The organism is Streptomyces sp. V1I1 (assembly GCF_030817355.1).
GTDB lineage: Bacteria > Actinomycetota > Actinomycetes > Streptomycetales > Streptomycetaceae > Streptomyces.
Genome location: NZ_JAUSZH010000001.1, coordinates 8013668 through 8039635, shown reverse-complemented (window position 1 = coordinate 8039635; position 25968 = coordinate 8013668). Strand labels below are relative to the sequence as shown.

At 67.8% G+C, this 25968-nt stretch carries 24 protein-coding genes and 4 pseudogenes; 12 read left to right on the top strand and 16 right to left on the bottom strand.

Annotated features, from left to right (window positions below; translation table 11 throughout):
* Positions 1 to 118: 118 nt before the first annotated feature.
* A pseudogene (locus QFZ67_RS37495) lies at positions 119 to 481 on the bottom strand (PP2C family protein-serine/threonine phosphatase); the annotation flags it as partial.
* Here QFZ67_RS37495 and QFZ67_RS37490 point away from each other — a divergent pair.
* Positions 476 to 658: pseudogene (locus QFZ67_RS37490) on the top strand (Na+/H+ antiporter NhaA); the annotation flags it as partial. The pseudogenes QFZ67_RS37495 and QFZ67_RS37490 sit on opposite strands and share 6 nt — an antisense overlap.
* 160 nt (positions 659 to 818) lie before the next feature.
* Here the strand turns inward: QFZ67_RS37490 and QFZ67_RS37485 are convergent.
* On the bottom strand, positions 819 to 944 hold the full coding sequence (locus QFZ67_RS37485) for a hypothetical protein (RefSeq protein WP_307665494.1): 126 nt from the start codon (positions 942 to 944) through the stop codon (positions 819 to 821).
* A gap of 251 nt (positions 945 to 1195) precedes the next feature.
* Positions 1196 to 1561: pseudogene (locus QFZ67_RS37480) on the bottom strand (LuxR C-terminal-related transcriptional regulator); the annotation flags it as partial.
* On the opposite strand from QFZ67_RS37480, the pseudogene QFZ67_RS37475 reads away from it, so the two are divergent.
* Positions 1562 to 2964, top strand: a pseudogene (locus tag QFZ67_RS37475) (penicillin-binding transpeptidase domain-containing protein).
* 350 nt (positions 2965 to 3314) lie between these two features.
* Here QFZ67_RS37475 and QFZ67_RS37470 read toward each other — a convergent pair.
* From QFZ67_RS37470 to QFZ67_RS37440, 7 genes are all read right to left on the bottom strand, one after another.
* Positions 3315 to 3668 carry an ATP-binding protein gene (locus QFZ67_RS37470; protein WP_307665492.1) on the bottom strand — a complete coding sequence of 118 codons (354 nt, stop codon included), beginning with the start codon at positions 3666 to 3668 and terminating at the stop codon, positions 3315 to 3317.
* 455 nt (positions 3669 to 4123) lie between these two features.
* On the bottom strand, positions 4124 to 5113 hold the full coding sequence (locus QFZ67_RS37465; protein ID WP_307665491.1) for a hypothetical protein: 990 nt from the start codon (positions 5111 to 5113) through the stop codon (positions 4124 to 4126).
* 72 nt (positions 5114 to 5185) lie between these two features.
* Entirely contained in the window at positions 5186 to 6142 is a 957-nt protein-coding gene (locus tag QFZ67_RS37460; protein ID WP_307665490.1) for an ROK family protein, read from the bottom strand.
* A complete protein-coding gene (gene nagB / locus QFZ67_RS37455) occupies positions 6142 to 6921 on the bottom strand; it encodes a glucosamine-6-phosphate deaminase (protein WP_307665489.1) in 780 nt (259 codons plus the stop codon). Before nagB ends, QFZ67_RS37460 begins: the two co-directional genes overlap by 1 nt.
* A gap of 1 nt (position 6922) precedes the next feature.
* Complete coding sequence (locus QFZ67_RS37450) at positions 6923 to 7216, bottom strand: hypothetical protein (protein WP_307665488.1); 294 nt, start codon at positions 7214 to 7216, stop codon at positions 6923 to 6925.
* The gene (locus QFZ67_RS37445) at positions 7213 to 7479 is read right to left on the bottom strand and encodes an HPr family phosphocarrier protein (protein WP_307665487.1); all 267 of its coding nucleotides are present in this window, start codon (positions 7477 to 7479) and stop codon (positions 7213 to 7215) included. Before QFZ67_RS37445 ends, QFZ67_RS37450 begins: the two co-directional genes overlap by 4 nt.
* A 39-nt stretch (positions 7480 to 7518) precedes the next feature.
* On the bottom strand, positions 7519 to 8754 hold the full coding sequence (locus tag QFZ67_RS37440) for a PTS transporter subunit EIIC (protein WP_307665486.1): 1236 nt from the start codon (positions 8752 to 8754) through the stop codon (positions 7519 to 7521).
* A 337-nt stretch (positions 8755 to 9091) separates the two neighbouring features.
* On the opposite strand from QFZ67_RS37440, the gene QFZ67_RS37435 reads away from it, so the two are divergent.
* The 6 genes from QFZ67_RS37435 (at position 9092) to QFZ67_RS37405 (ending at position 14838) form a co-directional block, all read left to right on the top strand.
* A complete protein-coding gene (locus tag QFZ67_RS37435; protein WP_307665485.1) occupies positions 9092 to 9820 on the top strand; it encodes a GntR family transcriptional regulator in 729 nt (242 codons plus the stop codon).
* A gap of 204 nt (positions 9821 to 10024) precedes the next feature.
* A complete protein-coding gene (locus QFZ67_RS37425) occupies positions 10025 to 10408 on the top strand; it encodes a PTS glucose transporter subunit IIA (RefSeq protein ID WP_373430177.1) in 384 nt (127 codons plus the stop codon).
* Positions 10405 to 11148 (top strand): HAD family phosphatase, encoded by a 744-nt coding sequence (locus QFZ67_RS37420; RefSeq protein ID WP_307665484.1) that lies wholly within the window; start codon positions 10405 to 10407, stop codon positions 11146 to 11148. The genes QFZ67_RS37425 and QFZ67_RS37420 overlap by 4 nt, the downstream gene beginning before the upstream one ends.
* Positions 11145 to 12167 carry a Gfo/Idh/MocA family protein gene (locus tag QFZ67_RS37415; RefSeq protein WP_307665483.1) on the top strand — a complete coding sequence of 341 codons (1023 nt, stop codon included), beginning with the start codon at positions 11145 to 11147 and terminating at the stop codon, positions 12165 to 12167. Before QFZ67_RS37420 ends, QFZ67_RS37415 begins: the two co-directional genes overlap by 4 nt.
* A complete protein-coding gene (locus QFZ67_RS37410) occupies positions 12164 to 13189 on the top strand; it encodes a Gfo/Idh/MocA family protein (RefSeq protein WP_307665482.1) in 1026 nt (341 codons plus the stop codon). Before QFZ67_RS37415 ends, QFZ67_RS37410 begins: the two co-directional genes overlap by 4 nt.
* Before the next feature lie 68 nt (positions 13190 to 13257).
* Positions 13258 to 14838 carry a hypothetical protein gene (locus QFZ67_RS37405; protein ID WP_307665481.1) on the top strand — a complete coding sequence of 527 codons (1581 nt, stop codon included), beginning with the start codon at positions 13258 to 13260 and terminating at the stop codon, positions 14836 to 14838.
* 396 nt (positions 14839 to 15234) lie between these two features.
* Here the strand turns inward: QFZ67_RS37405 and QFZ67_RS37400 are convergent, their stop codons facing one another.
* On the bottom strand, positions 15235 to 15990 hold the full coding sequence (locus tag QFZ67_RS37400; protein ID WP_307665480.1) for a transposase family protein: 756 nt from the start codon (positions 15988 to 15990) through the stop codon (positions 15235 to 15237).
* A gap of 388 nt (positions 15991 to 16378) precedes the next feature.
* Here QFZ67_RS37400 and QFZ67_RS37395 point away from each other — a divergent pair, with 388 nt between their 5' ends.
* The 3 genes from QFZ67_RS37395 to QFZ67_RS39250 all read left to right on the top strand — a co-directional run bounded on the left by QFZ67_RS37395 (position 16379) and on the right by QFZ67_RS39250 (position 18963).
* Positions 16379 to 17515: a lipase gene (locus tag QFZ67_RS37395; RefSeq protein ID WP_307665479.1), complete on the top strand. Its 1137-nt coding sequence runs from the start codon at positions 16379 to 16381 to the stop codon at positions 17513 to 17515.
* 251 nt (positions 17516 to 17766) lie between these two features.
* Positions 17767 to 18522 carry a transposase family protein gene (locus QFZ67_RS37390; RefSeq protein ID WP_307665478.1) on the top strand — a complete coding sequence of 252 codons (756 nt, stop codon included), beginning with the start codon at positions 17767 to 17769 and terminating at the stop codon, positions 18520 to 18522.
* 69 nt (positions 18523 to 18591) lie between these two features.
* Entirely contained in the window at positions 18592 to 18963 is a 372-nt protein-coding gene (locus tag QFZ67_RS39250) for a DUF4241 domain-containing protein (protein ID WP_373430262.1), read from the top strand.
* Here the strand turns inward: QFZ67_RS39250 and QFZ67_RS37385 are convergent.
* From QFZ67_RS37385 to QFZ67_RS37365, 5 genes are all read right to left on the bottom strand, one after another.
* Complete coding sequence (locus QFZ67_RS37385; protein ID WP_307665477.1) at positions 18862 to 20388, bottom strand: sugar ABC transporter ATP-binding protein; 1527 nt, start codon at positions 20386 to 20388, stop codon at positions 18862 to 18864. The genes QFZ67_RS39250 and QFZ67_RS37385 overlap by 102 nt on opposite strands.
* Before the next feature lie 130 nt (positions 20389 to 20518).
* Positions 20519 to 21523 carry a sugar ABC transporter substrate-binding protein gene (locus QFZ67_RS37380; protein ID WP_307665476.1) on the bottom strand — a complete coding sequence of 335 codons (1005 nt, stop codon included), beginning with the start codon at positions 21521 to 21523 and terminating at the stop codon, positions 20519 to 20521.
* A 110-nt stretch (positions 21524 to 21633) separates the two neighbouring features.
* Positions 21634 to 22665, bottom strand: coding sequence for an ABC transporter permease (locus QFZ67_RS37375; protein ID WP_307665475.1), 1032 nt, complete (start codon positions 22663 to 22665; stop codon positions 21634 to 21636).
* Entirely contained in the window at positions 22662 to 23645 is a 984-nt protein-coding gene (locus QFZ67_RS37370; RefSeq protein WP_307665474.1) for a Gfo/Idh/MocA family protein, read from the bottom strand. Before QFZ67_RS37370 ends, QFZ67_RS37375 begins: the two co-directional genes overlap by 4 nt.
* Positions 23642 to 24613, bottom strand: a complete 972-nt coding sequence (locus QFZ67_RS37365; protein ID WP_307665473.1) for a Gfo/Idh/MocA family protein — start codon at positions 24611 to 24613, stop codon at positions 23642 to 23644. Before QFZ67_RS37365 ends, QFZ67_RS37370 begins: the two co-directional genes overlap by 4 nt.
* A 410-nt stretch (positions 24614 to 25023) precedes the next feature.
* Here QFZ67_RS37365 and QFZ67_RS37360 point away from each other — a divergent pair, with 410 nt between their 5' ends.
* Entirely contained in the window at positions 25024 to 25836 is an 813-nt protein-coding gene (locus QFZ67_RS37360; protein ID WP_307666108.1) for a chlorophyllase, read from the top strand.
* Positions 25837 to 25968: the final 132 nt, after the last annotated feature.

The window sequence follows — 25968 nt, the reverse complement described above, 5'->3', positions numbered from 1 at the left end:
GTTCAGTGTCTGTTTCCGAACACTCCCCTTGGGAGGCCAGCTGGCCAGGCGTGGAAGGGTGACCGTCGTCCGCATGGGCGGCACTATCCAGTTCGGATTCGGTTGACGTCGAGGTTACTCAGTCAAGGACCGCGAGGTGGTCGGCGGCGCCGCCGTGCCACTCGATCATGAAGAGGGTGGCGTCGTCGCTGGTGCGCCCGCCCCGTTCGCTCTTCAGCGTGTGGGAGAGCCGGCGCAGATCCGCCCGCATCCCCTGTGACGGCTCCTGCCCCGGGCGGTTGACGCACTGGATGAGGCGTTCCTCGCCGAACGGCTCCCCGCCGACGACGTGCTCCTCGATGATGCCGTCGGTGTAGCACAGCACCCGGTCGCCTGGCTGGAGCATGTGCTGTCTGATCCGTGGCTCCTCACCGCCGAAGCCGACGGGCAGCGTCGTCGCGCTCTCCAGCTGCCGTACGACCCGGCCATGGCGGATCAGCAGCCGACGCCGGAGCTCGAACGCTCGGTACGGCAGGGGCTGGCGTCGGCGATCTCGCCCAACGAGCGGCTGCAGCGGATGTTCCATCCGTGGACCAGCTATGTGATCGTGCCGCTGTTCGCGCTGGCCAACACAGGCATCCCCATCGGCTCCCGTGTCGAAGGACGAGTTGTAGGTTCTCACTGATCTTGGCATCCGACGCAGCTCTCACCGGCGGTGTCTCACCACGGCCGTCTCCCGAAGGGCCGCCCAGTCTCACGCGGCTGACACTGCCTCGGGCACCCGCCGCCTCAGACCCACTGGGCACGATGACCGGGTCCAAACCGAGCGCGTGCCTGGCTCACACTTTGGTGCGTGAGGTGTTGTAGAGGTTGGCGGTCAGCTCCGCCAGCTCCGGCAGGGCCACGGCCGCAGCGACCACCGCCACACCGACCACGATCAAGCTCGTTCTCTTCTGCAGTGCCAACCATGAGATGGAATCCCCCTTGTGGCTGCCCATGTCGTATGAGGGCTGAGGGCGCTCGGGGGCGTTGCTGAGGACTGCCTGCGGCGGCTTGTTCTACGTCTGCTCCTTCGGTTCGTCGTCCGGCCCCGCGGTCGCGAGGACCTCGCGTCGGGCTGCACCGGCCGCATGGCTCCATCGAGGACGGTTACCGATCCCCTGCCCCGGCGACATGAGGTCGTGGGCAAGGAGAAGCAGGGGCGGCGGGGATGGCGTCACGGCGCCAATCGCTGCTCTTTGGCGACCGCCACCGCCCCCGCTCGGGTCTCCACCCCGAGCTTGCCGTAGATCCGTCCCAGGTGGGTCTTGACCGTGGCCTCGCTGATGAACAGGGCTCGGGCGATCTCCCGGTTGCCCAGGCCGCGCGCCAACTGCTGGAGGATGTCGCGCTCGCGCTCGGACAGGGCGCGTCGCGGACTGCGCATCTGGGCCAACACCCGGTCGGCGACTGGAGCCGACAGTGCGGTGCGGCCGGACGCCGCGTTGCGGATCGCCGCGAACAACTCCTCCGGCCCTTCGGCCTTGAGCAGGTAGCCGGCAGCGCCCGCTTCGATGGCGCGGGTGATGTCGGCTTGTCGGTCATGCACGCGACCATCAGAGGGGCGCTCCGCGTCTCGGGGGTTCTCGCCGCGCTGGCCGCTTTGGCGACCGGGTGCAGCAAGGGCTCCCACACCGACTCTGCCGGCAAGTCCTCGGCCAAGCCCACTTCCCCGTCTTCGTCACACCGCGGGCTGGGCGACATCCTCGTCGGGGGGAAGGCCGTCACGGGTTCGAAGCCCACGGGCGACACGAAGGTTCCCTACCAGCGCACCTATTCCGACGGCACCCTCTACGTGTCAGTCACGGGCTACCGGTCGATGATGTACGGCAACACAGGACTGGAAGCCCTGTACGACGATGTCCTGGCTGCCGGGGCGTCCGGCGCCGCGTCAGGTGACGTCGTGACGACGATCGACCCCCCGGCCCAGAAAGCCGCGTTCGATGCGCTGGGTGACCGGCAGGGCGCGGCAGTGGCACTCGACGCGGAGTCCGGGAAGCTCCTGGCCGTGGTCAGCACGCCCTCGTACGACCCAGCGGCATTCAGCGGCAGACGGCCCGAGGACGCGAAGGCGTGGAAGGCGGCCAACACCGACGCGCGTTCGCCCATGCTCAATCGGGCTCTGCGTCGGGCCGGCGCCCCGGGCGCGACATTCAGTGTCGTCGTTGCAGCCGCTGCCTCGGAGCAGGGGCTCTACACGACAGTGGACGGCGCCACCAGCAGCCCCCTCGCCTACGTGCTCCCCGCCACGCAGACGCGCGTGACCGGCGCGTCCCCACAGTGCGAGAACGCTTCAATCAGGCTGGCTCTGCGCTACTCCTGCGACAACGTGTTCACCAAGATGGCCGCCGAGCTCGGTCCGGCCCAACTCAGTTCAATGGCAGTGAAGTTCGGCTTCAACGACGGCACGTTGAGGGTGCCCCTACAGGTCTCTGAGAGCAGCTACCCCGGGGCTGGCCTGTCGCCTTCCCAGGCGGCTCTGACGGGGATCGGGGGCGGAGATGTCCGGGCAACTCCGCTGGAGATGGCAAGGGTCGCGGCGGCGATCGCCAACGAGGGACGGCTGGTGACCCCGCAGTTGGTGGAGCGAGTGACGAAGGCCGACGGGAGCACCCAACAGCCCAAGGCCTCTGGCGGTCGTGCCGAGCAAGTGATCTCCCGCCGCACGGCCGATGTGCTGCAGTCGGCACTCAAGACCGCGGCGAGCGACGTGGTGTCCCAGGGCTCAGGGAGACAGAGTCCAAGATCAGCGGAAAGACGGGATGGGTCACGGACACTCAGGGCGACTCTGCCACCTCGTGGTACACCGGGTACGCGGATCGGACCGACGGACGACGAATCGCCGTAGCTGTCTGTGTCGAGGGCATTCCATCGCCCGCAGGAGGCGCGAGGGGCAGCGAGCAAGCGGTCCAGGTCGCCCAAGAGATCCTCGCAAGCGTCTCCTGACAGCCGCGAACCTGAGGTATAAGGCTGCTGCGCTGCCGGTTCTGGGTCCTGGCGGGGATGCATGGGAATGCGGCTCAAGGGGTGTCCTGGGGGTGTACGTGAGTGGTTACTCGACGGCGGTTCTGGCGATGACGTGCACCTCCAGCGCACTGTCCGGCTCTAGTTTTCAAGATCAGAGGTCGGGCTCGCGGCGCGGCAGGAGCTGCCAGATGGCCGGCCGCCCCAAGGCCCCCGCGCTTGCGAGGGTGAGCGCGTCCCGCGAGTGGTGGGAGGTGCCAGGGCGCGGTTTGCACGCACCTCAACTGGCCTGGAGCAATCTTGCCGGTCTCCCGGGGCCGGCCGTCCGCCCATCAGGGGTTGAGCTCCGCCCAGCAGGTGGATCCGCCTGCGTGTGTGATCGTGCCGTACCGAACCGCCATGGCGGCAACGATGAGCATGCCGCGGCCGTGTTCCTCATGCTGGTCAGTTTTCGGCGGTGGATTGGGGTGCGGACCGCCGTCGGTGACTTCGATCCGCAGGACATGGTGCTGGATGCAGCGCACTCGCAGCGCGGCCGGCGGCAGGGCGTGAAGTACCGCGTTGGTGACGAGTTCGGAGATGATGAGCAGAGCATCGTCACGCGCCGTAGGCGACAATTTCAGTCCTGTTAGGAATTCCTTCGCAAGGCGCCGTATCCGGCTGACGTCTCTGGCATCGGCACTCACCAGGGCGAGGTGTCGGTCACGCGCATCGTCTGCTGCGGGCCCCCGGCTTTCGCGCGGGAGCTGGTCGGCCCTCGTGGCCCGGCGGCTTGTGTTCGGTGCGAGCAGTTCGACCGACGCAGCCGATCCAGGGGGTGCTTGAGCAGTCATCACAACCTCGGGTTTCCGCGGATGCGACGAGCGGTCGTCGCGGCCGCCGAGCGATAGCCCCTAAACTGGTCATTACCAGATACGTCCAGTTTGCGCACCGGGAGATGAGGTTGTCAATTTCGATATCGAGAAGATGCACTCGAAATCTTTGCGAATTCAGTGGTGAATCGGGCCCATCCACGCCGATCCAGTCGCCTCGGTCCAGCGGCGTGCAGAGGCGGCTCGAGTCGCACTTTTCTGCGAGAAGGCGACAGCATCATTGCCGTGATGCCTGACGGGAACACTCGGCGCTTCTCGACTACACAGGGTCACCGTGGCCGCTGACTCCTGGCTCGAAATGCCCGAGAGTGCCACTCCCGGACCTGTTCCAGTGGGTCGCCGTCCAGTTCCCAGGGCCAGGAGGTGGCGACCGCCGCGGTTGCCTCGAAGACCGGCCACGCGTCCTGCAGGCGTGCGGCTTTCGTCAGCACGTAGGCGAGGAGGTTCAGGTCGGCGAGTGCTGCTGCGTGCCCGAGGAAGCCAGGCTGGGCCCAGGTCGCGAGAGCGTTGTCGACGAGGGCGCGTTCGTGGGGCTGGTCCCAGTGCCGACGCGCGGTCAGCGCCGTGATTCCTCCGGCTGCCAGAGCCCTCCGGTACCGGTTGAGGCTGGCAGCAAGGCTCAGGGCCGCTACGGCGGAACCCGAGGGCTCGGAGACGACGACCGAGTCGGTGAACTGGACGGTCAGGACGTTGGACCCACATTCCTCCGGGGAGACGTAGTGCAGCATCTGCCAGTGGGCCTCGCGATTCCACGGATCACGCCTCTTCACGGCCGTCCATATGGGGTGTACTTGAGCCCAGGGTGCCCGCAGCAGTCGGTAGCAGCTCAGCAGCGCGACCCATGGGGCAGGGTCCGCCGGCGCCAGCTCAGCGGCATCCCGGCACAGGGAGACCGTTGCGCCTAGATCGCTGCCGACTTCGCCCGCTCGGGCCCGGGCGATGTCGGCAAAGGCCTGAAGAAGCATGGCATCGGCACTGACGGGATTCCAGGCACGCCAGTGGCCGGCCAGGACGTGCGCATCGGGAAGGGTGCTGAACACGAGCAGACGGTGCATCCGCCGGTCCCAGTCCTCTCCCGGATCGCGCAGTGCCTGCTCTATCGGATAGTTGAGGGCGCCGCGGTCGTTGCACTCGGCCAAGTTGTTGCCCTGGGCCGCGATCTGCGCTTCCAGATGCGTCAGGGCGCGGACCAGCGGCCCGTCATCGAGCTCGGGCTGCAGCCGCCGGGGAGGTCTCTGACTTCGTTTTCGGGGCCACACAGTGACCTGCTCCTTTCATACGCTGTCCACGTACCGGTGGCGCAAAGGCCGTCGCTGCCAGACAGAGGACGATTACCTCGGCGTGTACTGTCCCGGCGCGGTAGCTTCAGCGCGTCCATTGCAGGAGTGCGGGGGCACTGAGGCGTCTGTCGCCCGCAAGGCCGCTCCAAGGAGTCCCGCATCCGCGCCCAGTGGCGAAATGTTGACCTCGGGGGCACCACGCCAGGTGAGTCCGTCCTGCAGGGCGTGTCGGACGGGGTCGGTGAGCGCTTCTCCGGCAGCGGCCACGCCGCCGGCCAGGACGATGCGCTGCGGGTCCAGCAGGACAGTCGTGGTGACGAGCGCCCTCCCGAGGGCATCGGTTCCCTCGGCCCACAGGCGAGCGGCATCCGGGTCGGTGGCCAGCCGTGCGGTGACGTCGGCGGCGTTCTCCGCGATGCCTCCGGTGCGGCGGTAGCGGCGCACCAGGGCACTGCCTGACACGTAGGCTTCCAGGCACCCGCGCTGGCCGCAGGCGCAGAGCTCACCGTCGGCATGTACGGGGATGTGGCCGAACTCGCCGGCGAAGCCCTTGTCACCTCGCACGAGCCGGCCATGGCTGACGATCCCTGCAGCCACACCGGTGCCCAGCACGACGACGAACAGGTCCTCTACGCCGGCACCGAGTCCGAGCCGCTGCTCGGCCAGGCACGCGGCCCGGACGTCATGCTCGAGCGTGACGGGGAGGCAGAGCCTGTCTGCCACGGCCGCGGCGAGAGGTGTGTCGCGCAGTCCGAGATTCGAGGCGTACCGGACGACACCGGCGGCGTCGTCGATCAGTCCCGGGGCGCACAGGCCGACGGCTGCGATACCCGGCCGGACGAGGGCAGTGGCGGCCCGCACGACTTCAGCGACAACTGCTTCGGGCCCTTCGGACGAGGGGGTGGCCAGCCGCAGGGTCTCCTCGACCGCTCCCTGCGCGTTGAACCGCGCGGCCTTGACGGTGGTGCCGCCAAGGTCGACGGCAACGACATTGACAGGGCGGGCCATCAGTACCCCTGAGCAGCAGGCTTGTGCCTTGCGATGTCACGGTAGTAAGGCTTCTGTTCCAGTCGGGCTGCGGCGAGCTCGTCCACCACAACCGTGACATGCGGATGCAGTTGAAGAATGGAAGCGGGACACTGCGCGCTGACGGGTCCTTCGACGGCGGCGGCCATGGCGCGGGCCTTGTGCGGACCGGTGGCGATCAGTACGAGATGGGATGCCGCGCCGATCGTGGCCAGTCCTTGGGTAATGACATGCCGGGGCACCCCCTCGATCCCGCCGAAGAAGCGTGCGTTGTCGCGGCGGGTGTCGTCGGTGAGGGTTTTGAGCCGGGTGCGTGAAGCGAGGGACGAGCCCGGCTCGTTGAAGCCGATGTGGCCGTTGACGCCGATCCCGAGGATCTGCACGCCGACCGGTCCCGCCGCGGTGAGGGTGCGGTCGAAACGGCGAGCCTCTTGCTGGGGGTCGGACGCCGTGCCGTCGGGGGCGTGTACCCGGGCGGGGTCGAGATCGACATGGTCGACCAGCTCGCGGCGAATCACCTGGGCGTAGGACTGCAGATGGGAGGGTGGGAGCCCGACATATTCGTCGAGCAGGAAGGCGTCGACGCCGGCGAAACTGAGGCCCTCCTGCCGATGGCGGCGGACCAGGTCCGCGTAGACGCCCAGAGGCGAGGAGCCCGTGGCCAGCCCCAGAATCCTCGTACCTTCGACGATCGCCTGGTGGATGATGCCGGCGACGGTGCGGCCGGCGTCTTCGGCATCGGGGCGGATCACCACCTCCATGTCATGCCTCCTGCCGTTCGCTCGACGCGGCGAGGAAGGCGTCACTCTTCCGCTGTGCGGTGGTGCGTGCTGTGTGCGTTTCCCTGGCGTAGAGCGGGCTCGCGGCGAGGTGCCTGCACTGCTGCAAGGCGAGTTGGACAAGTGCGTCACGGACCGGGGCTCCTTCGCGCCTGGGATTGTCGCCGGGGGTTCCGTAGGGGTCGGTGATGGCCGGCGGCGTCATGCGGACCAGTGGTGCGCACGCCAACCCCGGGCTGACGCTGCAGCCGGTCATGGTGGTGGAGGAGGCGCTCATGCGTCGAGCTCCTTGCTCAGCAGGGTTGCCAGCTCTTCCAGGACGGCCTCCGCCCGGTCTCCCTCTGCGGTCAGGGTGACCTGGTCGCCGTAGCCGGCGCCGAGCGTCATGACGCCCAGCAGGCTGCCGGCGGGGACCGGGGACTTGCCGTCGACGGCGATGGTCACGGGGACCGGTGCCTGGGCGGCGGCCTGGACGAAGGTGGCGGCGGGGCGGGCGTGCAGGCCGCTGCGTGAGCCGATGGAGACGACGCGCTGCGCCATGGGCAGTTCCTTTCGACGGTTTATTCAGGGACGTGGCTGTTAGACCGCGGGTTCGGGCTGGCGTTCCTGGGCGGCATCCGGGTTCTCCTCCTCACGGCCGGGGGTGCGCAGGTTCCAGCGGCGGATGACGAAGCGGAACAGCACGTAGTAGAGGGCGGCGTAGCCCAGGCCGATGGGGATCAGCAGCAGGGGTTGGGTGGCCTTGCCCCAGTTGAGTACGTAGTCGATGAGGCCGGAGGAGAAGGTGAATCCGTGGTGGATGCCGAGGGCGTTGACCAGGGCGAGGGACGTGCCGGTCAGCACGGCGTGTATGAGGTACAGGGGCCAGGCGACGAAGAGGAAGGAGAACTCGATCGGCTCGGTGATGCCGGTGAGGAAGCTGGTGAGTCCGGCGGTGAGCATGATGCCCCCGACGGCCTTGCGGTGCTCGGGGCGGGCTTCGCGCCAAATGGCCAGAGCTGCGGCGGGGAGGGCGAACATCATGATCGGGTAGAAGCCGGTCATGAAGATGCCGGCTTCGGGGTCGCCTGCGAAGAACCGGTTCAGGTCGCCGTGGGCGCCGTTGTAGTCGCCGAGGATGAACCACACCACGGAGTTGAGAATGTGGTGCAGGCCGAGGGGGATCAGCAGCTTGTTCGCGGTTCCGTAGATTCCGCCGCCGACGACGCTGTTCGCGTCGACGGCCTCGCCGACCGAGGTGAGGCCGTTGTTGAACAGGGGGTAGACCAGGCTCATCAGGACCCCGAGGACAAGAGCGGCCACTGCCGTGAGGATGGGGACCAGTCGGCGTCCGCTGAAGAATCCCAGATAGGGCGGGAGCGTGGTGCGGTAGAAGCGCTGCCACAGCATCGCGGCCAGCAGTCCTATGACGATGCCGCCCAGGACCCCGAAGTTGACCACGGCCTGCGCCCCTTCAAGGTCCTTTTGGCCCTTGAGGACGATGGGCGACATAGCCGTGAAGACGCCGTCCAGGACGAGGTACCCCACCACGGCGGCGAGAGCGGTGGAACCGTCCGCCTTCTTCGCGAACCCGATGGCGATGCCGACAGCAAAGATCAGCGGCAGATGTGTGAACAGCGCCCCGCCGGCGGCCGAGATGACGTGTGCGGTGTCCTCGAGCCCGGAAAACCGGCCCAGGACATCATCCTGCCCCAGCCGCAGCAGGAGACCTGCAGCGGGGAGCGTGGCGATCGGCAGCATCAGACTGCGGCCGAGTTTCTGCAGGCCTGCCAGGCCCGGGCGGCGGCCGGCGGCCGGGGATGTACTGGTGCTCATGACGACCTCAAAAGTGTGCAGGAGGGGCGGGAGCGCAAAAGAAGCCGGGCGGGGATCCGGCCCGGGACGGCCTGAAACAGCCACTGGACGGTACAGGTAACACCTGGTCATGACCAGCGGCTTCAGAATGACCTCGCCGCCACACGGGTGTCAATGCTTACGGCCGTCCGACATAGGAGAAAACAACGGCCACCATCCGCGAGGCCTGTCGAAGCCTCCAGCCGGAGAGCGCAGGCTCACCGCCGACGACCGAGCGGTAAGGTAGATGCGTGATGCATACTGGTAATAACCAGTAGGGGAGGCATGGCGCCTCTCCGGGACCGAGAGTGGGGTCGCAATGGCTGCACAGCAGATTGTCGCCAAGGGCATGGTGCCCAAGCACGCACAGCTCCGCGCGATCCTGGTCGACATGTGCACCAATCAACTGTCACCCGGCGACGCACTGCCCAGTGAGCGCCAGCTGTGCCTCGACCACGGGGTCAGCCGCGTAACGGTGCGCGAAGCGCTCGGCCAGCTCGTGACTGACGGCCTGGCCGTCCGCGTTCACGGGCGCGGGACCTTCGTGGCCGAGCGGGCGTACCGTTCAGAACTGCGTCTGGCCTCGTTCCATGAGGACATGCGCCGCCTCGGCCTGGAGCCGGGCACTGTCGTCCTGTCCATCAGCCAGGACACCCCCTCCCCCGCCTCCGCCACGGCGCTACAGATGAGCGAGAAGCAGAAGGCATGGCACGTCCGCCGCCTCCGGCTGGCCGACGGGACGCCCATCTCCATCGACGACGCGTGGTACAGCGCCGATCTCTTGCCGGAGCTGGACCGCGTGGACTTCACGAGCTCGATCTACGAAACCCTGGCCACACGCTTCGGATTTCCCGTCGACCGCGCGGAGCAGACAGTCGGGGCCGGGCCGGCCTCATCAGAGACGGCCGCACTGCTGGGCATTCGCAAAGACGCTTCCGTCATGACCTTCGACCGGATCGCCTACAGCGGCGGCCAGCCCATTGAGCACGCGTACTCGTGGTTCCGCGCCGACCGGTACCAGCTGCACATGACGCTCACTGACCGATGATTTAGCAGTCTCGGGTACTCCCCCGAGGCGAGAGCACCCCTCACCCTCCCCACTTTGGCATGGCCATGACCTTCCTCTGCTCAATTTCCGGCATTGCGCGGGGACGCCACAGGGAGGTACCGTCTGGACAATACTGGTTACTACCAGTATTGATGAGCGCCATGAAGCGCTGCCTTCACACGTGATCCATTTGGAGGGGGACTTGTGTCCAAAGCGCGGCTGATCGTCGAGGGGCTCGGCGGGGCCGACAACATCGCCGACATCGAGGCCTGCATCCCCATGCTCCGCACCGAGGTGAACGAAACGGACGCCGTCGACGTCAATGCCCTCACAGGCGTTCTGGTGCACGCGGGCGTCGGCACCGTGCGACTGAACGGGGAAGGCTTTCGCACGCGTGCAGGGAACGGAGAGCAGGTCGAGGTCGGCCAGGCCGTGATCACCTTCGACCCTGCTGCGGTTCGAGCACACGGCCTGCCCGCGATACGCCCTGTCGTCGTGCTCGGCTCCCGGCCCGGACCCGCGCAACCGCCGGTTGTTACCGGCCTGATCCAGGCCGGAGCGCTCATGTTCAGCTGGGCCGCGTCGTGACGGCCGCCGACTTCGGCCTCGGACGGAGGTCCGGCCCGGCGTGCGAGGCGGTCCTCATGGACCTGGACGGCACCCTGGTGTTCAGCGAGGACGTGCACCGGCGTGCCTGGCAGGCATTCTTCGAAACGTGGGGGGTGGCCGTAACCGACGCCGACTACGAGCAGCACTACATGGGACGACGCCCCAGCGACGTCATCGCGGGCGTGCCGGGGCCCTGGACGGGGACAGACGCGGCCGCCGCTGTCGCCACCATGACCGCCTTCACACTGGAACATGCCGGCAGCGTGAAGGTCGTGCCCGGCGCCGCCGCTCTCATCCGACAGCTGCGTGTGAAGTACCCCATATCCGTCGTCACCAGCGCCGGAGCCCAGTGGGCCCAGTACCTGCTCAAAGACGTCCTCGACGTGCGCGACCTGGTCGATGTGGTCATCGCCTCGGAGGAGATCACCTGCGGCAAGCCGTCGCCCGAGGGCTACTTGAGAGCCTGCGCAGCGCTGCGGGCGCGGCCTGAACAGTGCCTCGCCTTCGAGGATTCGCCGTCGGGAATCCGCGCTCTCGTCGCTGCCGGTGTGCGGGACATCGTCGGCGTCACGACGACCACCACCGCAGCTGATCTCACCCGCGCCGGAGCGCGCTGGACGGTTCCCGATCTCACCCCCCGGCGCCTACAGCACATACGCACCTCCATCAGCGCGAAGACGGCGGCCCGGGGGAGCAACGACCAGGAGGTTGACGGATGAGAAGACTCGACGTGGCCATGATCGGTGCCGGTTTCATCGCGCGGACCCACTTGCCGGTTTGGATCGCCCTCGGGGCACGAGTGCGCGTCTTTTCGACCGATGGCCAGGCCGCGCGTATTGCCGCAGAGTTCGGGATCACCGAGGCCGCCACCCTCGAAGAGGCGCTGGAGTGGGCCACGGTCGTTGACATCTGCACACCCACCCCCACCCATCGCGACATCGCTCTGGCCGCCTTCGCGGCGGGGGCGGACGTGCTGTGCGAGAAACCGCTCGCGCTCACCCCGGCTGCTGCTCTGGAGATGACGTACGCCGCAGAGAAGGCAGGTCGTCAGCTGTACCCCGGACACGTCGTACGGTTCTTCCCCGCCTACGTCCGGCTCCGCGAGGCCATCAACTCCGGCGCGCTCGGCCGCGTTGCGGTGGCCCGCTTCACCCGCACCGGCCGCTATCCGACATGGAGTGCCTGGTTCGCGGACACCGCGCTCTCCGGCGGCATCGTGACCGACCAGATGCTCCACGACATGGACATCGCCAGGTGGCTCTTCGGGGAAGTCGTCACCATCCACGCCACCCAGCGCGGCCACCTCACCGCCCCCGCACCCGAGGGGGCCGTGGCCACCGGCAGCGCAACCCTCACCCACGCTTCCGGCGTCATCTCCCAGGTCCTGGGCGTCTGGGCGCCACCGGACACGCCGTTCCGCTACACCTTCCATGTCGCCGGCTCCAACGGCACCCTCACCCACGACTCCCTCGCCCACCCGTCGCTGCGCCTGATCGGCAAAGCCGGCGCCGAAGCCGACGGCGTTCCCAGCGGCGACTTCGGTGAGGACCCGTTCGCCACTCAGATCCGCGAGTTCGCGGCCGCGTTCCAGGGCGGCCCCGCCCCCCGTGTCAGCGCCTTGGATGGTGTGGCAGCCGTTCGTATCGCCGCTGCCGCTCGCCAGTCCGCAGCGACCGGCCGGGGCGTTGCGGTCGAAGAAACGTCTTGGCAGCAGCTCATGGAAGGAAACCACCGATGAAGGTCGCCGTCCTGTCCTTCGCCCATGTTCACGCAGCAACGTACATAGAGCTGCTGCGCGACCGTCGCGACATCGAGCTCATCACTACCGACCCCGACGCCCCGCCCGGCGACCCGACGCGAGGCAAGGCCCTTGCCGACCAACTCGGCATCACCTACATGGCCGGCTACGAGGAGGTCTTCGCCGAGCGCCCCCGAGCCGTCATCGTCACCACCGAAAACACCCGGCACCGGCAGCTCGTCGAACAAGCCGCCGCAGCAGGCGCACACATCCTGTGCGAGAAACCACTGGCCACCACCGAACACGACGCACGCGCCATGATCGAAGCCTGTGAGCAGGCAGGGGTCAGCCTCATGACCGCATACCCCGTTCGCTTCCACCCGGCATTCACGGCACTGCGCCACGCCCTCGCCGACGGCTCGCTCGGATCCCTCATCAGCGTCCACGGCGTCAACAACTCCCGTCCTCCCGGCCCGGCACGCCCCTGGTTCGCCGATCCCGCCCTCGCAGGAGGCGGCGCCATCATGGACCACACCCTGCACATCGCAGACCTTCTGGACGTCCTCCTCGACGGCGAGCAGCCCACACAGGTCTACGCCATCGCCAACACCCTTCTCACGCCGAACGACGAAGACGAACCGAAGGTGGAATCCGCCGGCCTCCTCACCCTCACCTACGCCCGCGGGCTCGTCGCCACCATCGACTGCAGCTGGAGCCACCCGTCCTCCCACCCCACCTGGGGCGGCCTCACTCTCACCTGCGTCGGACAGCGCGCCCTCGCCGAGTTCGACGCCTTCCCGCCACTCCTCGACGGCTACGACACCACCCAAGCCACCACCCGCTGGGAGCCCGCCGCCATCGACCTCGACGCCGCCATGCTCGACAGCTTCCTCACCGCCGCCCGCACCACCCAACGCGCCCACCCCGACGGCGAGACCGGACTGCGCACCCTCCAAACTGTCCTGGCCGCCTACGAATCCCTGGGTACGAGCCAGCCCGTGCTTGTGGCCGGTGCAGCCTGATGACCAGCCTTCCCCCCGGCCCTCCCAGTTCCCTGCCGCCATCGCCCCCGCCCCCGGACCACCCGCCCGTGTTCGGACCTCCGCCTCCGGCGGAGCCCCTGCGCGCCGTGGCCATGGCGCTTCTCAACCTCAGCGGCCTGGGCCTGGGGTACGTACTGCTGCGCAGATGGATTCCGGCCGTTCTGTGCTGGATCGCGACGGCCGTGCTGCTGCTGATCGCCCTGCCCGCGGACCCGGACGGCATCCCCGGCGGCCTGTTCGTCGGATACGTACTGTTCCTGCTCCTCGCCGCGGCCGACGGTGCACGCAGCGGTCTGCGCGGGCCCGCCGCAGCGGTGGCACCGGCGGCCGGTACGCCCGCCGGTCCAGCCCTGCTGCGCCCCTCGCTGATCATCGCCCTCGGCGTGGTGCTGCTGGCCGTTCCCGCCGGCGGCGCTGTCGCCTATGACGCGGCCGTCGAGCAGATGCTGCTCGACCGGCTGGCCGACGCCGACGAACTGGTCGAGAAGGCCTCCGCCAGCACCTTCACCACCTCGGCGGAACAGTACAAGGAGGCGCTGACCCGCTACCGCGAACTCGCCGAGGAACATGAGGGATCGAGGGCCGCGAAGCTCGTCCCCGACCGGCTGGAGAGCTATTACGAGACCGTCGCTGCCCCGTACGAGAAGGGTGACCACTGCAATGCCGTGCTGCCGTTGACGTATCTGCGGACCGTCCCCGACACGGTGGACGAGGATCTGCTGGGCGACGATCTCGCCAAGTGGCCGGACGAGCGGCTGGCCACCTCGCTCTACGAGTGCGGCGTCAGCAGACTGGGTCTGGTGGGAGCGGGATCGGACGGAGGCGAACTCGGCGAACTGATGCGTACGTTCCCCGACTCCCCGCAGGCGGAGAAGGTGGAGCCCGCCTTCCGCGCCAGGATCAAGGAGCTGGACGGACAGCTGTCCGACGGCTATCACGACCCGTGCGACGTCACCCAGGATCTGGAACGGCTCGGCGAAACGGCCTCCAGACTGCCGGGCGAGAGCGCCACCACGCTGGCCAGGGCGACCGACGGCCCGGTCGAGTCAGGAACCTACGCGTGCGGCGTCGACCAGTTCAAGGAGGGTGAGTTCGCCGAGGCGCGCGGCACACTCACCGACTTTGCCGACACCTACCCGAACAGCAAACGCCGGGGACAGGCCCAGAACATCGCCATAGCGGCCGAGATCGCGGAAGAGGACGCCGCGGCCGGCAAACGCGTACCGTCGGGCCGCAAGCCCGGCGGCTCCGGACTCGAACTCGTCATCAGCAACGACGCCCCGGACGACGTGGAGATCCTCTTCACGGGACCGGTCACCGGAAAAATCACCCTGAAGGGGTGCAGCGGCTGCACGACATACGCCAGCGAGTCGAGCGGCAGGTCCCTGGCCTGCCAGGACAGCAGCCGCAACTATCCGAAGAAGCGGCTGCTCCTGCCCACCGGCAACTACCACTTCCTCTACAAGCGGTCCGACACGACCGTGTCCAACGCCAAAGACACGTCCAAGACCAAGATCGAATCCGGTTACAGCTACACAGACTGCACCTATATAGTCAAGAGCGACAGCCTCTGGGACATTCCTCCGCCGAACCTCCCGGAAGTGAACGAGTTGTCCACCTCCGGCTGAGAGTTGTCCCGCACGAGCCTGCGAGCCGGGAAACCGGCCGCCGGCCGTGCCGGTCGTCGCCACAGGCCGGTCGGCATCTGCCCGTAGAAGCTTAGTGGCAGTCAAAGCGGTGTGCGTAGGGCAGGGCACTGCCGGCAGAGCAACATGTAGATGCCTTCTCCGTCGCACATGTCCATGTCCGGGCCGATGGCGTCCAGCACCGCGCTGTCCGCCGGCGACTGCCTCAAAGCCTGCATGGCGCCCGGGCGATGCTCGTCCAAAGAGAGCCAACGGCCGTAACCTGGCTCCCCGATGACGCTGAGGAGACGATCCATGCGGTGGCGGCGGGCGCAGCGTGTGGCGACGAGGGGTGCCGGTAAGGGCCGTGTCGCCAGCTGCAATGAGCCTTTTCCAACTTCAGCTTGAGGCGTGGTGAAGGGCGAGGACGGCCTTCACGATGTCGGTGATGCGGTTGGTGCTGCATCGGAGCTTTCGGAGCAGTCGCCAGCCCTTCAGGGTGGCCATGGCCTGCTCGCCGAGGCAACGGATCTTGGCGTGGCTGCTGTTGTGACGGCGCTTCCATCGCTTGAGACGGCGGCCCCGGAACGGTACCCGAACGGTCCCGCCGGCTCCTTGGTACGCCTTGTCCGCCCAGCACTTGAGCCCCGCATCAGCGAGGTTCTCGATGATCCCGTGCTGCCGGGCAGCGGTCAGATCGTGAGTCGAGCCGGGCAGCGCCGGGCAGGCCCACAGCAGGCGTCCGAAAGGATCGGCCAGGACCTGGACGTTCATGCCGTGTCGCTTGTGCTTCCTCGAGTAGTACGGGGTGTCGGCGGCGATGCGGTGGATCGGCAGCAGGGTGCCGTCGAGGATGACGAATGCCTTCGCCCGGATCGTCTTCATGACCTCGGCCAGGGTCGGGGCGAGGGCGGCCAGCACCTCGACGGCCTCGCGGATGTAGCGGTACACGGTCGCGACTCCGATGCCGAACCCGGCGGCGAGCTGGGCGTATGTGTCGCCGCACCGCAGGTGGGCCAAGGCCAGCAGGGCCTGACGCCCGGCCGACAAGCGCCGCCACCGCGTCCCGATCTCCCCTCGCCGGATGGCCAGTTGTCCGGTCAGGAATCGCAGGGTGCGGCTGGACAGATCAATCGAGGACGGGTAGACAAGCACGCGAAGCTCCTGGCAGGCACAGGTGATCTTGGTCGAGAACCCGTCTACCAGGAGCTTCGTCGTTGCGCAGAAGCGTCCAACTCGCGGTCAGCACCGCGAGGTTGGAAAAGGCTCACTGCCGAGCAGCCTATGCCTGAACCTAAAACAGCGGCATTGGGCTTAGGCGCCGCTGCAGCAAGGGCCCGCCGTGATACAGCGGGAGCTCACCGAGCCAGTCCGGGGCTCGCCCAGCACTGACTTGGGCCGACAGTGCCAGGGCTGACGGCATGACAAATGTCAGGGAAAGCAGGGACATTGCGCACTGCCGAGGGCCGGGTTCCCGGCTGACGCTGGGGCCATGAGGACAACCACAGCTCAGGGTACTTTCCCGGGGATCAGCCGGAGGGCGATGGTGCTGTTCGGGGCCACGCTCGTGCCGGTTCTGGCGGCCGGCCCGGCCACCGCCAAGGCCGCCCCCACCGCCGCTCCAGTGCGGCTCACGCTGCCCGGCCCGGGCGGGCCGTACCGGCGGCGGATCGGCACACGTTCGCTTCACCTGGTCGACCGGTCCCGGCCGGACCCCTGGGGGTCCGGCCGCCGCTACCGGGAGATCATGGTCCAACTCTGGTACCCGGCCCGGGACACCGAGGGGCGACCGAGGGCACCATGGATGTCGCCCGGGGCCGCCGCGCACTACCGGAAGGCCACCGGGATCCCCGAGGACGCGGTGCGGCTCCCGGTGACCCACGGACATCCGGGCGCCCCGCCAGACACCTGCCGCGGGCCCCTGCCGGTCGTGGTGTACTCGCCCGGCTTCGGGCAGGACCGCACCTCCAGCACCGCCCTGGTGGAGGAGCTGGCAAGCCACGGTTACGCGGTGGTCACCATCGACCACACCTATGACGCATCCGAGGTGGAGTTCCCGGACGGCCGAGTGGAGACCGGCAACATCCCCCTGGCCGGGAACGAGATTGACGACCCGGTGATCGTCAAGGCACTGGAGGTACGGGTGGCCGACACCCGGTTCGTACTGGACCGGCTGGCCGGGATCGGACGGGGAGCGTTCGATCTGTCGCGGGCCGGGATATTCGGGCATTCCCTGGGCGGGGCGACCGCCGTGGCACTGATGGGGCGCGACCGCCGCATCCGGGCGGGGGTCAACATGGACGGCTCGGTCACCGGATCCGTCAGCGCCGCCGGGGTGGACCTGCCCTTCCTGCTGATGGGCGCGGCCCAGGAGGACGACGGCACCTGGGAAGCGCTCTGGCCCCACCTCCGCGGCTGGCGGCGGGAGCTACGGCTGACCGGCTCCCGGCACGCCTCCTTCACCGACCTGTCGGTGCTGCTGCCGCAGGCGGCGCCCGCGCTGGGGATCAGCCCGGAGCAGGTCACCGCGGTGCTCGGGCCGCTCGACGGGCAGCGGGCCATTACCGTGGAGCGCGCCTATCTGCGGGCCTTCTTCGATCTGCACCTGCGCGACGCCCGGCCCGCCATCCTGACCGGACCCTGCGCCCGCTATCCGGAGATGCGGTTCATTCGCCCGTAGGACATGCGAAGCGTTCGGCGAATGCGTCGCGGTGGGCGTTGTTCTCGTTGCTCCTGCCGGATGCGGTAGCGCAGCTCCTGGCACGCGTTGGCGTACTTATCCAGGAGTCGGCGGCGGATGTCGCCGGCGATGGCAGTGAGCCTTTTCCAACCTCGCGGTGCTGACCGCGAGTTGGACGCTTCTGCGCAACGACGAAGCTCCTGGTAGACGGGTTCTCGACCAAGATCACCTGTGCCTGCCAGGAGCTTCGCGTGCTTGTCTACCCGTCCTCGATTGATCTGTCCAGCCGCACCCTGCGATTCCTGACCGGACAACTGGCCATCCGGCGAGGGGAGATCGGGACGCGGTGGCGGCGCTTGTCGGCCGGGCGTCAGGCCCTGCTGGCCTTGGCCCACCTGCGGTGCGGCGACACATACGCCCAGCTCGCCGCCGGGTTCGGCATCGGAGTCGCGACCGTGTACCGCTACATCCGCGAGGCCGTCGAGGTGCTGGCCGCCCTCGCCCCGACCCTGGCCGAGGTCATGAAGACGATCCGGGCGAAGGCATTCGTCATCCTCGACGGCACCCTGCTGCCGATCCACCGCATCGCCGCCGACACCCCGTACTACTCGAGGAAGCACAAGCGACACGGCATGAACGTCCAGGTCCTGGCCGATCCTTTCGGACGCCTGCTGTGGGCCTGCCCGGCGCTGCCCGGCTCGACTCACGATCTGACCGCTGCCCGGCAGCACGGGATCATCGAGAACCTCGCTGATGCGGGGCTCAAGTGCTGGGCGGACAAGGCGTACCAAGGAGCCGACGGGACCGTTCGGGTACCGTTCCGGGGCCGCCGTCTCAAGCGATGGAAGCGCCGTCACAACAGCAGCCACGCCAAGATCCGTTGCCTCGGCGAGCAGGCCATGGCCACCCTGAAGGGCTGGCGACTGCTCCGAAAGCTCCGATGCAGCACCAACCGCATCACCGACATCGTGAAGGCCGTCCTCGCCCTTCACCACGCCTCAAGCTGAAGTTGGAAAAGGCTCAGTTATTGCGGCGACGCACATACGATTAGCCGCCACGACATCGGCGTGTTGGTCATGCCCACCGGGTGCGTGTGGGGCGGTGATCCGCTGACGGCAGCTGCCTACCGAACGAGGCCGTTCGCTATGGGCGTCAACCCTGGTCGCTACAGAGTCATCGCCATCATGGCGGACAATGCTGTTCGTGGCCCATCGTGGCAGATGCCCGATGCACTTCAACTCGTGGTCTGTGACGAAGCGGTGGCTAGCTGGAAACCCGCGCAGTGGTCGGGCCTCAAGCCCCCTGGGATTGAGGAGGTGCTCAACGGCTACCCGGTCGAGAGTTGGTCAGGCGCTTTGCTGCGACGAACCGGAGGAGATGAGCCGAACAAGCTGCTCGTGGGTGACCTCGGCAGAGGTGCCCTGCCAGACGGTTCGTCCTTGCCGTAGGACGTGGAAGCGGTCGCCGAGCGCGTACAACTCTTCCAAGTCGTCCGAGACGACGAGGACGGCGGCGCCGGCGTCGGCGCGCTCCCGTAGCAGACGGTGGATCTGTGCCTTTGTGCCGATGTCGACGCCAGCGGTGGGCTGGTCGATGACGAGCACGTCGGGATGGGCGGCGAACGTCTTGCCGAGGACGACCTTCTGCTGGTTGCCGCCGCTGAGTGTCGCGGCGTGGGCGTCGATGTCGCCTGGGGAGATTTCCAGTTCCTCGACGAGGCGGGTGCTCAGGCGCCGGACCGTGCCGCGTGGTACGACGCCCCAGCGGCCCAGCCGGCGGTGCATGGCCATGAGGCACAGGTTCCATGTCAGGGGTGCGGACAGGCTCAGTCCTTGGTGTTTGCGGTCCTCCGGTATGAGTGCCACGCCGTGGGCGATGGCCTTGCGCGGAGTTGTGAAGGTCACCTCCTTGCCGCGGAGGCGAAGGCGTCCGCTGGTGGGCTTTTCGGCACCGCTGAGCAATCGGCAGAGCCTGGTCCGGCCGGAGCCGACGAGACCGGCCACGCCCATGATCTCGCCCGCCCGCAGGCTTATCGTGACGTTGCGAAGGCGGGGTCCGCAGCTGACCGAATCCGCTTCCAGGAGGACCGGCTGCTGGTCGTCGGCGTGGTGGGAGGCGACCTCCTCGTCCAAGGTCTGTTTGAACTTCTCCCCCAGCATCAGCTCGGCCATCTGGACCACCGACAGCGACTTTGTCGGCTCCGACGCGATGGCCTTGCCGTTGCGCATCACTGTGAGCCAGTCGGTCGCCTCCCGGACCTCCTCGAGGAAGTGGGAGATGAACACCAGCCCCACGCCGCGGTCGGCCAGTTCGCGTACGACGCGGAACAGGGACTGCCGTTCGGCCTCGGACAGGCGGGCGGTCGGCTCGTCCATGACGAGCACCTTCACATCGTCCGCGAGGGCTTTCACAATCTCGATGCGCTGCCGGATGGCCGGGCTGAGTGTGCCGACGCTCGCGTCGAGGCTCTCGCCGATTTCGATGCCGACCTTCTCGACCAGGGCCTCGGCCCGGCTGTGGACTGCCCGTCGGCTGTAGCGCCACCGTCCGGGCTCCTGGCCGAGGAGTATGTTTTCGGCGATGGTCATCTCGGACACCAGGCTGAACTCCTGGTGGATGACAGCGATTCCCTCCGCCCTGGACTGGCGCGGGCTGCCAAGCGTCGCGCGCTTGCCGTCGACGGTGATCACGCCTCCGTGGTCCGGGTACAGACCAGCCAGTGTCTTGACCAGGGTCGACTTTCCCGCACCGTTCTGTCCGATGAGTCCGTGGACCTGTCCGGCGCGCACCTGGAAGTCGACGTGATCGAGCACCATGACAGGTCCGAACCGTTTGGTTACGCCCGAGAGCTGAAGCCTGATGTCACTGGGCATGGTCACTCATTCCTCTGTATATGCGTGGGCACGTCTGAAGTGGCGGAGATACCGGGGGTGGGCCGGTGGAGAAGGGCGGCCCGCCCTGCGCGCCGGCGGTACGCGGTGTCAGGCGCGCAGGGCAATCAGGTCAGCCGCTCCACTCAGCGGGGTTGGTGTCCACGTTCTCCTTGGTGATCGGTGGCAGCGGGATGTAGTAGTTAGGCCGCTTGACCTTGTCCTTCTGGCCGGTCAGCCAGTAATTGGCGTACTGGGCACCGAGCTTGCCTTCCAGGACGGGGCTCTGGTTTACGGTGCCGTAGAGGACGCCGGACTTGATGGCGGCCTCTACCTGCTTGGAGTAGTCGCCGGCGATGAAGCGGATCTCGTTGCGTCCGATCTTGCGTGCGTACTGGGCTCCGACGTACATCTGGGGGCCTTGGGCGACGATCGCGTCCAGCTTGCCCTTGGGGTACTTCGAGAGGAGGTCCTGGGTCACGGAGAGGTTTTCGCTGTTCTTGAAGTTGTCGACCGGGGTGGCGACGATCTTGATGTTGGGGTGGCTCTTCAGGACGTCCTTGATGCCCTTGAGTCGCTCGACCTGCGGGGTGGAGCCGAGCGTTCCGAGCGTGATTGCGATCTTCCCGCCCTTGGGAAGCGCCTGGACGATGAGCTTGCCCTCACCTTGTCCAAACTGGCGGTCCGAGGCACCGATGTACGTCACCAGGTCGGCGCCGGGGCTGAGCTGGGCGTTGAGTGCCATCACCGGGATGCCGGCGCGGTTGGCCTGCTTGATGGCGGGGATGACGGCGGTCGGGCTGGAGGAGCAGACCAGGATCAGGTCCACCTTGCGGGCCACCAGGGTCTGCACGTTGGCGGCCTGCTTGGCGTTGTCGAGGCCGCCGTTGAGGGTGACCGTCTTCATGCCGAGCCGCTTCGCCTCGGCCTCGAAGGCGGAGTTCATGGAGGCGAGGAAGGGGATCGTGGTGTCGGCGTTGGCGAGACCGATGGTGAAGGTCTTGCCCTTGCCGTCGGCGGCGGTGCTACTGCTGCCGGTGTCGCCGCAGGCGGCCGTGAGCACGGTCAGCGACACGATGGCGGTCGCGGCGGCCAGGCCACGTCTGAATGTGCGGCGGGCGGGGATGGATGCGGACATGGTGCTCCCTTGGGGCGTTGTCGTGCGGAAGTCCGCGGAGGACTTGGTGGTGTGCGGATTTGTGCGTGTCCTCAGCGCGTGCGCCGCGCAGGGGACGTACCAGTCGGCGGTCAGGTCGAGGCCGACGGGGTCAGTGGGGTGGTGGTGGGCGCGCCGGGCGCGGCAGAGGTCGGGGAGTTCCTGCTGCCGCGCCCGGCGCCGTTGTGGAGCCTGCTGTAGCGGTCGATGACGACGGCCATGAGGATCACCAGTCCGGTGACGGCAGGCTTCCAGTAGGGCGAGACGTTGAGCTGGTTGAGGCCGTTGGAGATGACGCCGAGGAGGAGGGTCGCGGCGAGGACGTCCTCGATGCGCCCGACGCCGCCGGTCAAGGCGATGCCACCAACCACGCAGATGGCGATGGCCTCCAGGGGCCAGTCGGCCGCGGCCGAGGGCTGCCCGACCATCGTCTGGCCGAGGAGCAGCAGGCCCGCGCCTGCGGCCAGCAGGCCGCCCATGGCGAAGGCGAAGATCTGCACGCGCTGTACGGGGACGCCCGACAGGTGGCTGGCCTCGGCGTTGCCGCCGACGCTGTAGATGTAGTGCCCGTACTTGGTGCGGGTCAGCAGGAACCACACCGCAAGCAGGCAACACATGAAGACGGCGAAGATCACCGGGATGCCGGCGACCCGTGCGTTGGCGGCGCTTTCCAGCAGGGGTGTCACGCCCTGCTTGGACTCGGCGCCGGTGGCGACGAACAGCAGGCCGGAGACGATACTGGCCATGGCGAAGGTGGCGACGAAGGCGTTGATACGGATCTTCGCGATCAGGATGCCGTTGGCGACACCGACTGCGATGCCCGCGACGAGCCCGGCGCCGATGGTCACGAGGGCGCCGTGGCCGCGACTGGCGACGACTGCCCCTACGACCGACGTGGTGGCTCCGACGGCTCCGACGGACAGGTCAAAGCCGCCGGAGATCATCATGACAGCCATGCCGCAGGCGACGATGCCGATAACGGCGTTCTGCTCCAGGATGTTTTCCAGGTTGACCGAGGAGCGGAACGTCGGGGACACGGCCATCAGGACGCTGGTGACGAGTGCGAACACCAGCCAGAGACCGAAGCGCCTCAGGAGACCACTTCTGTTTGCACTGCTCTTCATGCCGACCTGTCCTCCTGGTCCGTAATGTCGACGACTGTTCCGTACTGGGCAGATGTCAGGGCGGCGAGCGCGACCTGGGTGGCCTTCCAGCCGTCGTCCATCGGGACGGGTGGTGCCGAGCCAAGCCGGATCGCGGTGAGCCAGTCGTCAAGAAGCTCTGCGTCCATGCTTCGGCCGTACGGCAGGTGGGTGACGGCGCCGTCCTCGTCGACGAGCGAGGCATGGCGTGCGAAGGCGTCGATCGAGAGCCGGCCGTTCTCGAACCACAGGGTCATCACCAGGTCGTTGGCCCCGGGCATGCCGACCGGACGTGACCAGCTCGGGTCGATGCTCGCCCAGGCGCCGTCAGTTGTTGTGACGACGACCTGCCCCGCGTCCTCCACGTCACCGACCCGGCTGAATCTGCCGGCCTCCGCATAGACGGTCCGGTACTCACACCCGGTCAGCCAGCGCAGAGCGTCGGCCAGATGCACCACGTGGTCGATGAGGGCGCCGCCGCCCGACTCGCTGCGGGTGCCGAAGAATCCACCGGGGAAGGCGGCGTGATTGGTTCCGCTCATGGCGACGAGGGCACCGAGCGATCCGTTCTCGATCGCCGCCTTCGCCTGCCGTACGGGCGGGGCGTAGCGCACCGGAAAAGCCACCGAAAGCCAGGCGCCCGAACTCAGGATGGCCTTGGCGGCCTCGGCCGAAGTGCCGAGGGGCTTCTCACAGAGCACGGGGACATCGGCGGTGGCGGCCACGGCCACGTATTCGGGGTAGGTCACATGCTCGCCGGTGATGATGACCGCGTCGACCATGGCGCACAGGCCCTCGGGGGTCGGGGCGACGGTCAGATCGTGGGCGGCGGCGAAGGCGTCCGCGCGGGCACGGTCGTGGTCGAAGACGGCGACGGGGCGTCCCTGTTGAGAAAGGCGCAGCTCTTGGCAGTAGGTGGCAGCATGCACATGCGCGCAGCCGAGGAATCCGATCTTGATCACGCCAGGGCTCCTTCCAGGGCGATGGGGCGACCGGTGTCGATGCTGCGCTGGGCAGCCTCGATGACCTCGACGGCGTCGCACGCGTCGGCGACGGTGGCGCGCGGCGGCGGCCCACCGCGGAACCAGTCGATCGCCGCCCGCAGTTCCATCACATAGGGATCGTCGCTCGCCGACGCCGGGGGGAGATACGTCCGCGCATCGCCGCGTGCGGACGCAAATCCTGCGCTTCCGGAACCGTCCGCGCGGTAGAGGCCTTGTGTGCCGGCCACCTCGAGGCGGGTGGTGAAGGATTCCTCCCGCCAGCTCGCGTCGATGTACGAGATGGTGCCAGCTGCATGACGGATGGTCAGGGCGATGACGGGGCCGTCCGGGCCACCTGCTGATACCGCGTACACACGGGCGGCCGGACCGAAAGTCCACAGGCACCAGTCGACGTCGTGGATCGCCATGTCGAGCAGGACACCGCCGCTCCTGGCCACGTCGCCGTACCACTTGCCGACACCTGCCGGAGCTGTGTTCAACCGGGCCAGACGGGCCACGGACGGGGTGCCCAACTCGCCATCCCGGACCAGGTCCCGAGCCACGGCGTACTCGGGGAAGTACCGCACGACGTGCCCTACAGCCAGCTTCACACCCTGGGCGGCGGCACGGTCGCGGACCATGCGCGCCTCGGCAGGCGTCCTCGCAAGCGGCTTCTCGACGAACACCGGCAGTCCGGCGTTGATCGCAAGGAGCGCGTAGTAGGCGTGCGTGTCCGTCGGCGTCGCGATGATGACCGCGTCGACATGCTCCGGGTCGAGGACTTCCTCAACACCCACTTCGTCGGCGCCTGTGGAGCGGACAGCATCCAGAGCGGCGGGCGAGACCTGCTCCGAAGCGACAGCCAGCAACCGGCAGTCCGGCACCGATGCAAGGTTCACCGCGTGGAGGGCGCCCAGAGCGCCCGCGCCGATGAGACCTACTCGCATTTCCAACACTCGTGCCTTTCTCAGATCTTCGGGGACTGCCCAGCGGCATTGAGCGGCGAGGCCGTTGCGGCAAGGGCCCCACCGCGCCGTCCCGAGCGGTATGGCCCGGTCGAGCTTTTCGCGGCTGGTAGTGTCTGGTCATGACCAGTTGAGAGAGAGCATGAGTCAAGGGGCAGGGGATGTCAACCGCCTGACCAAGAGAAAAAATCAAACAGCGCCGAGCCGATCACGTCACGCCAGAAGAGCCTCAAAAACTTGGGACGAGTTGGGGCAGAAGCCCGCAGTGACGGTGCCGAGCTCCGGGGAGCGCAGGCACTACAGGCCCGCTGACGCGAACCCCGAGCACGCGAACGCGCCGACTCGGCGTATTCGACTCAGCCGCGCTACGACCTCAGCAGCGCGGTCCGGTCATCCTCCTCTCGCACGGTCAGAGCTACTCGAACAACCTCTCCTCGCTGAACGGCTACGCCCCCCTCGCCAACTTCTGGGCGGCGCACGGCTTTGTCGTGATCCAGCCCACCCATCTGAGCTCGAGGACGCTGAGCCTGGATCCCGATACCCCCGGGGCGCCTCTGTACTGGCGATCACGGGCCGAGGACATGAAGCGCATCCTCGACCAGCTCGACGTGATCGAGGCCGCCGTCCCGCAGCTCCTCGGGCGCCTGGACCGAAGCAAGGTCGCCGTAGCCGGGCACTCGATGGGCGGGCACACCGCGAGCCTGCTGCTGGGCGCCCGGCTCATCGATCCGCTCGACGGAACGGAAGTGAACCTGGTCGAGTCCCGGATCAAGGCGGGTGTACTGCTTGCCGCGCCCGGCAGAGGCGGCGATGCCCTCAGCGAATTCGCGGCCGAGAATCTTTCTTTCTTCTTGACCACGGACTTCTCCGAGATGACGACGCCCGCGCTCGTGGTCGCCGGCGATAAGGACGACTCTGCCCACCTGACGGTTCGTGGCCCGGACTGGCACGCCGATCCGTACTTCCTCTCCCCGGGCCCCAAGTCCCTGTTCACCCTGTTTGACGCAGAGCACGGGCTCGGCGGGGTCTCTGGATATGACGTCGCCGAGACTACGGACGAGAACCCCGAGCGAGTGTCTGCGGTCCAGTGGCTCACCTGGGCCTACCTCCGCACCGAGCTCTACCCCGGGGATTCCGCTTGGCAGGCGGCGCGTGACGCGCTGACGGCCGGACCCAATCCGCTCGGACGGGTCGAATCCAAGTAAGCCCAAAGAGGCACCACCTCTGTAGCGGACCAACAGCACGAGATGGTCGCCCTCGACGATGAGATAGTCGCCGCACCGGCCCGCGCCTTTCTGGAACGAAAAGCGCTACGCCAGCGCGGACGACCACCTCAT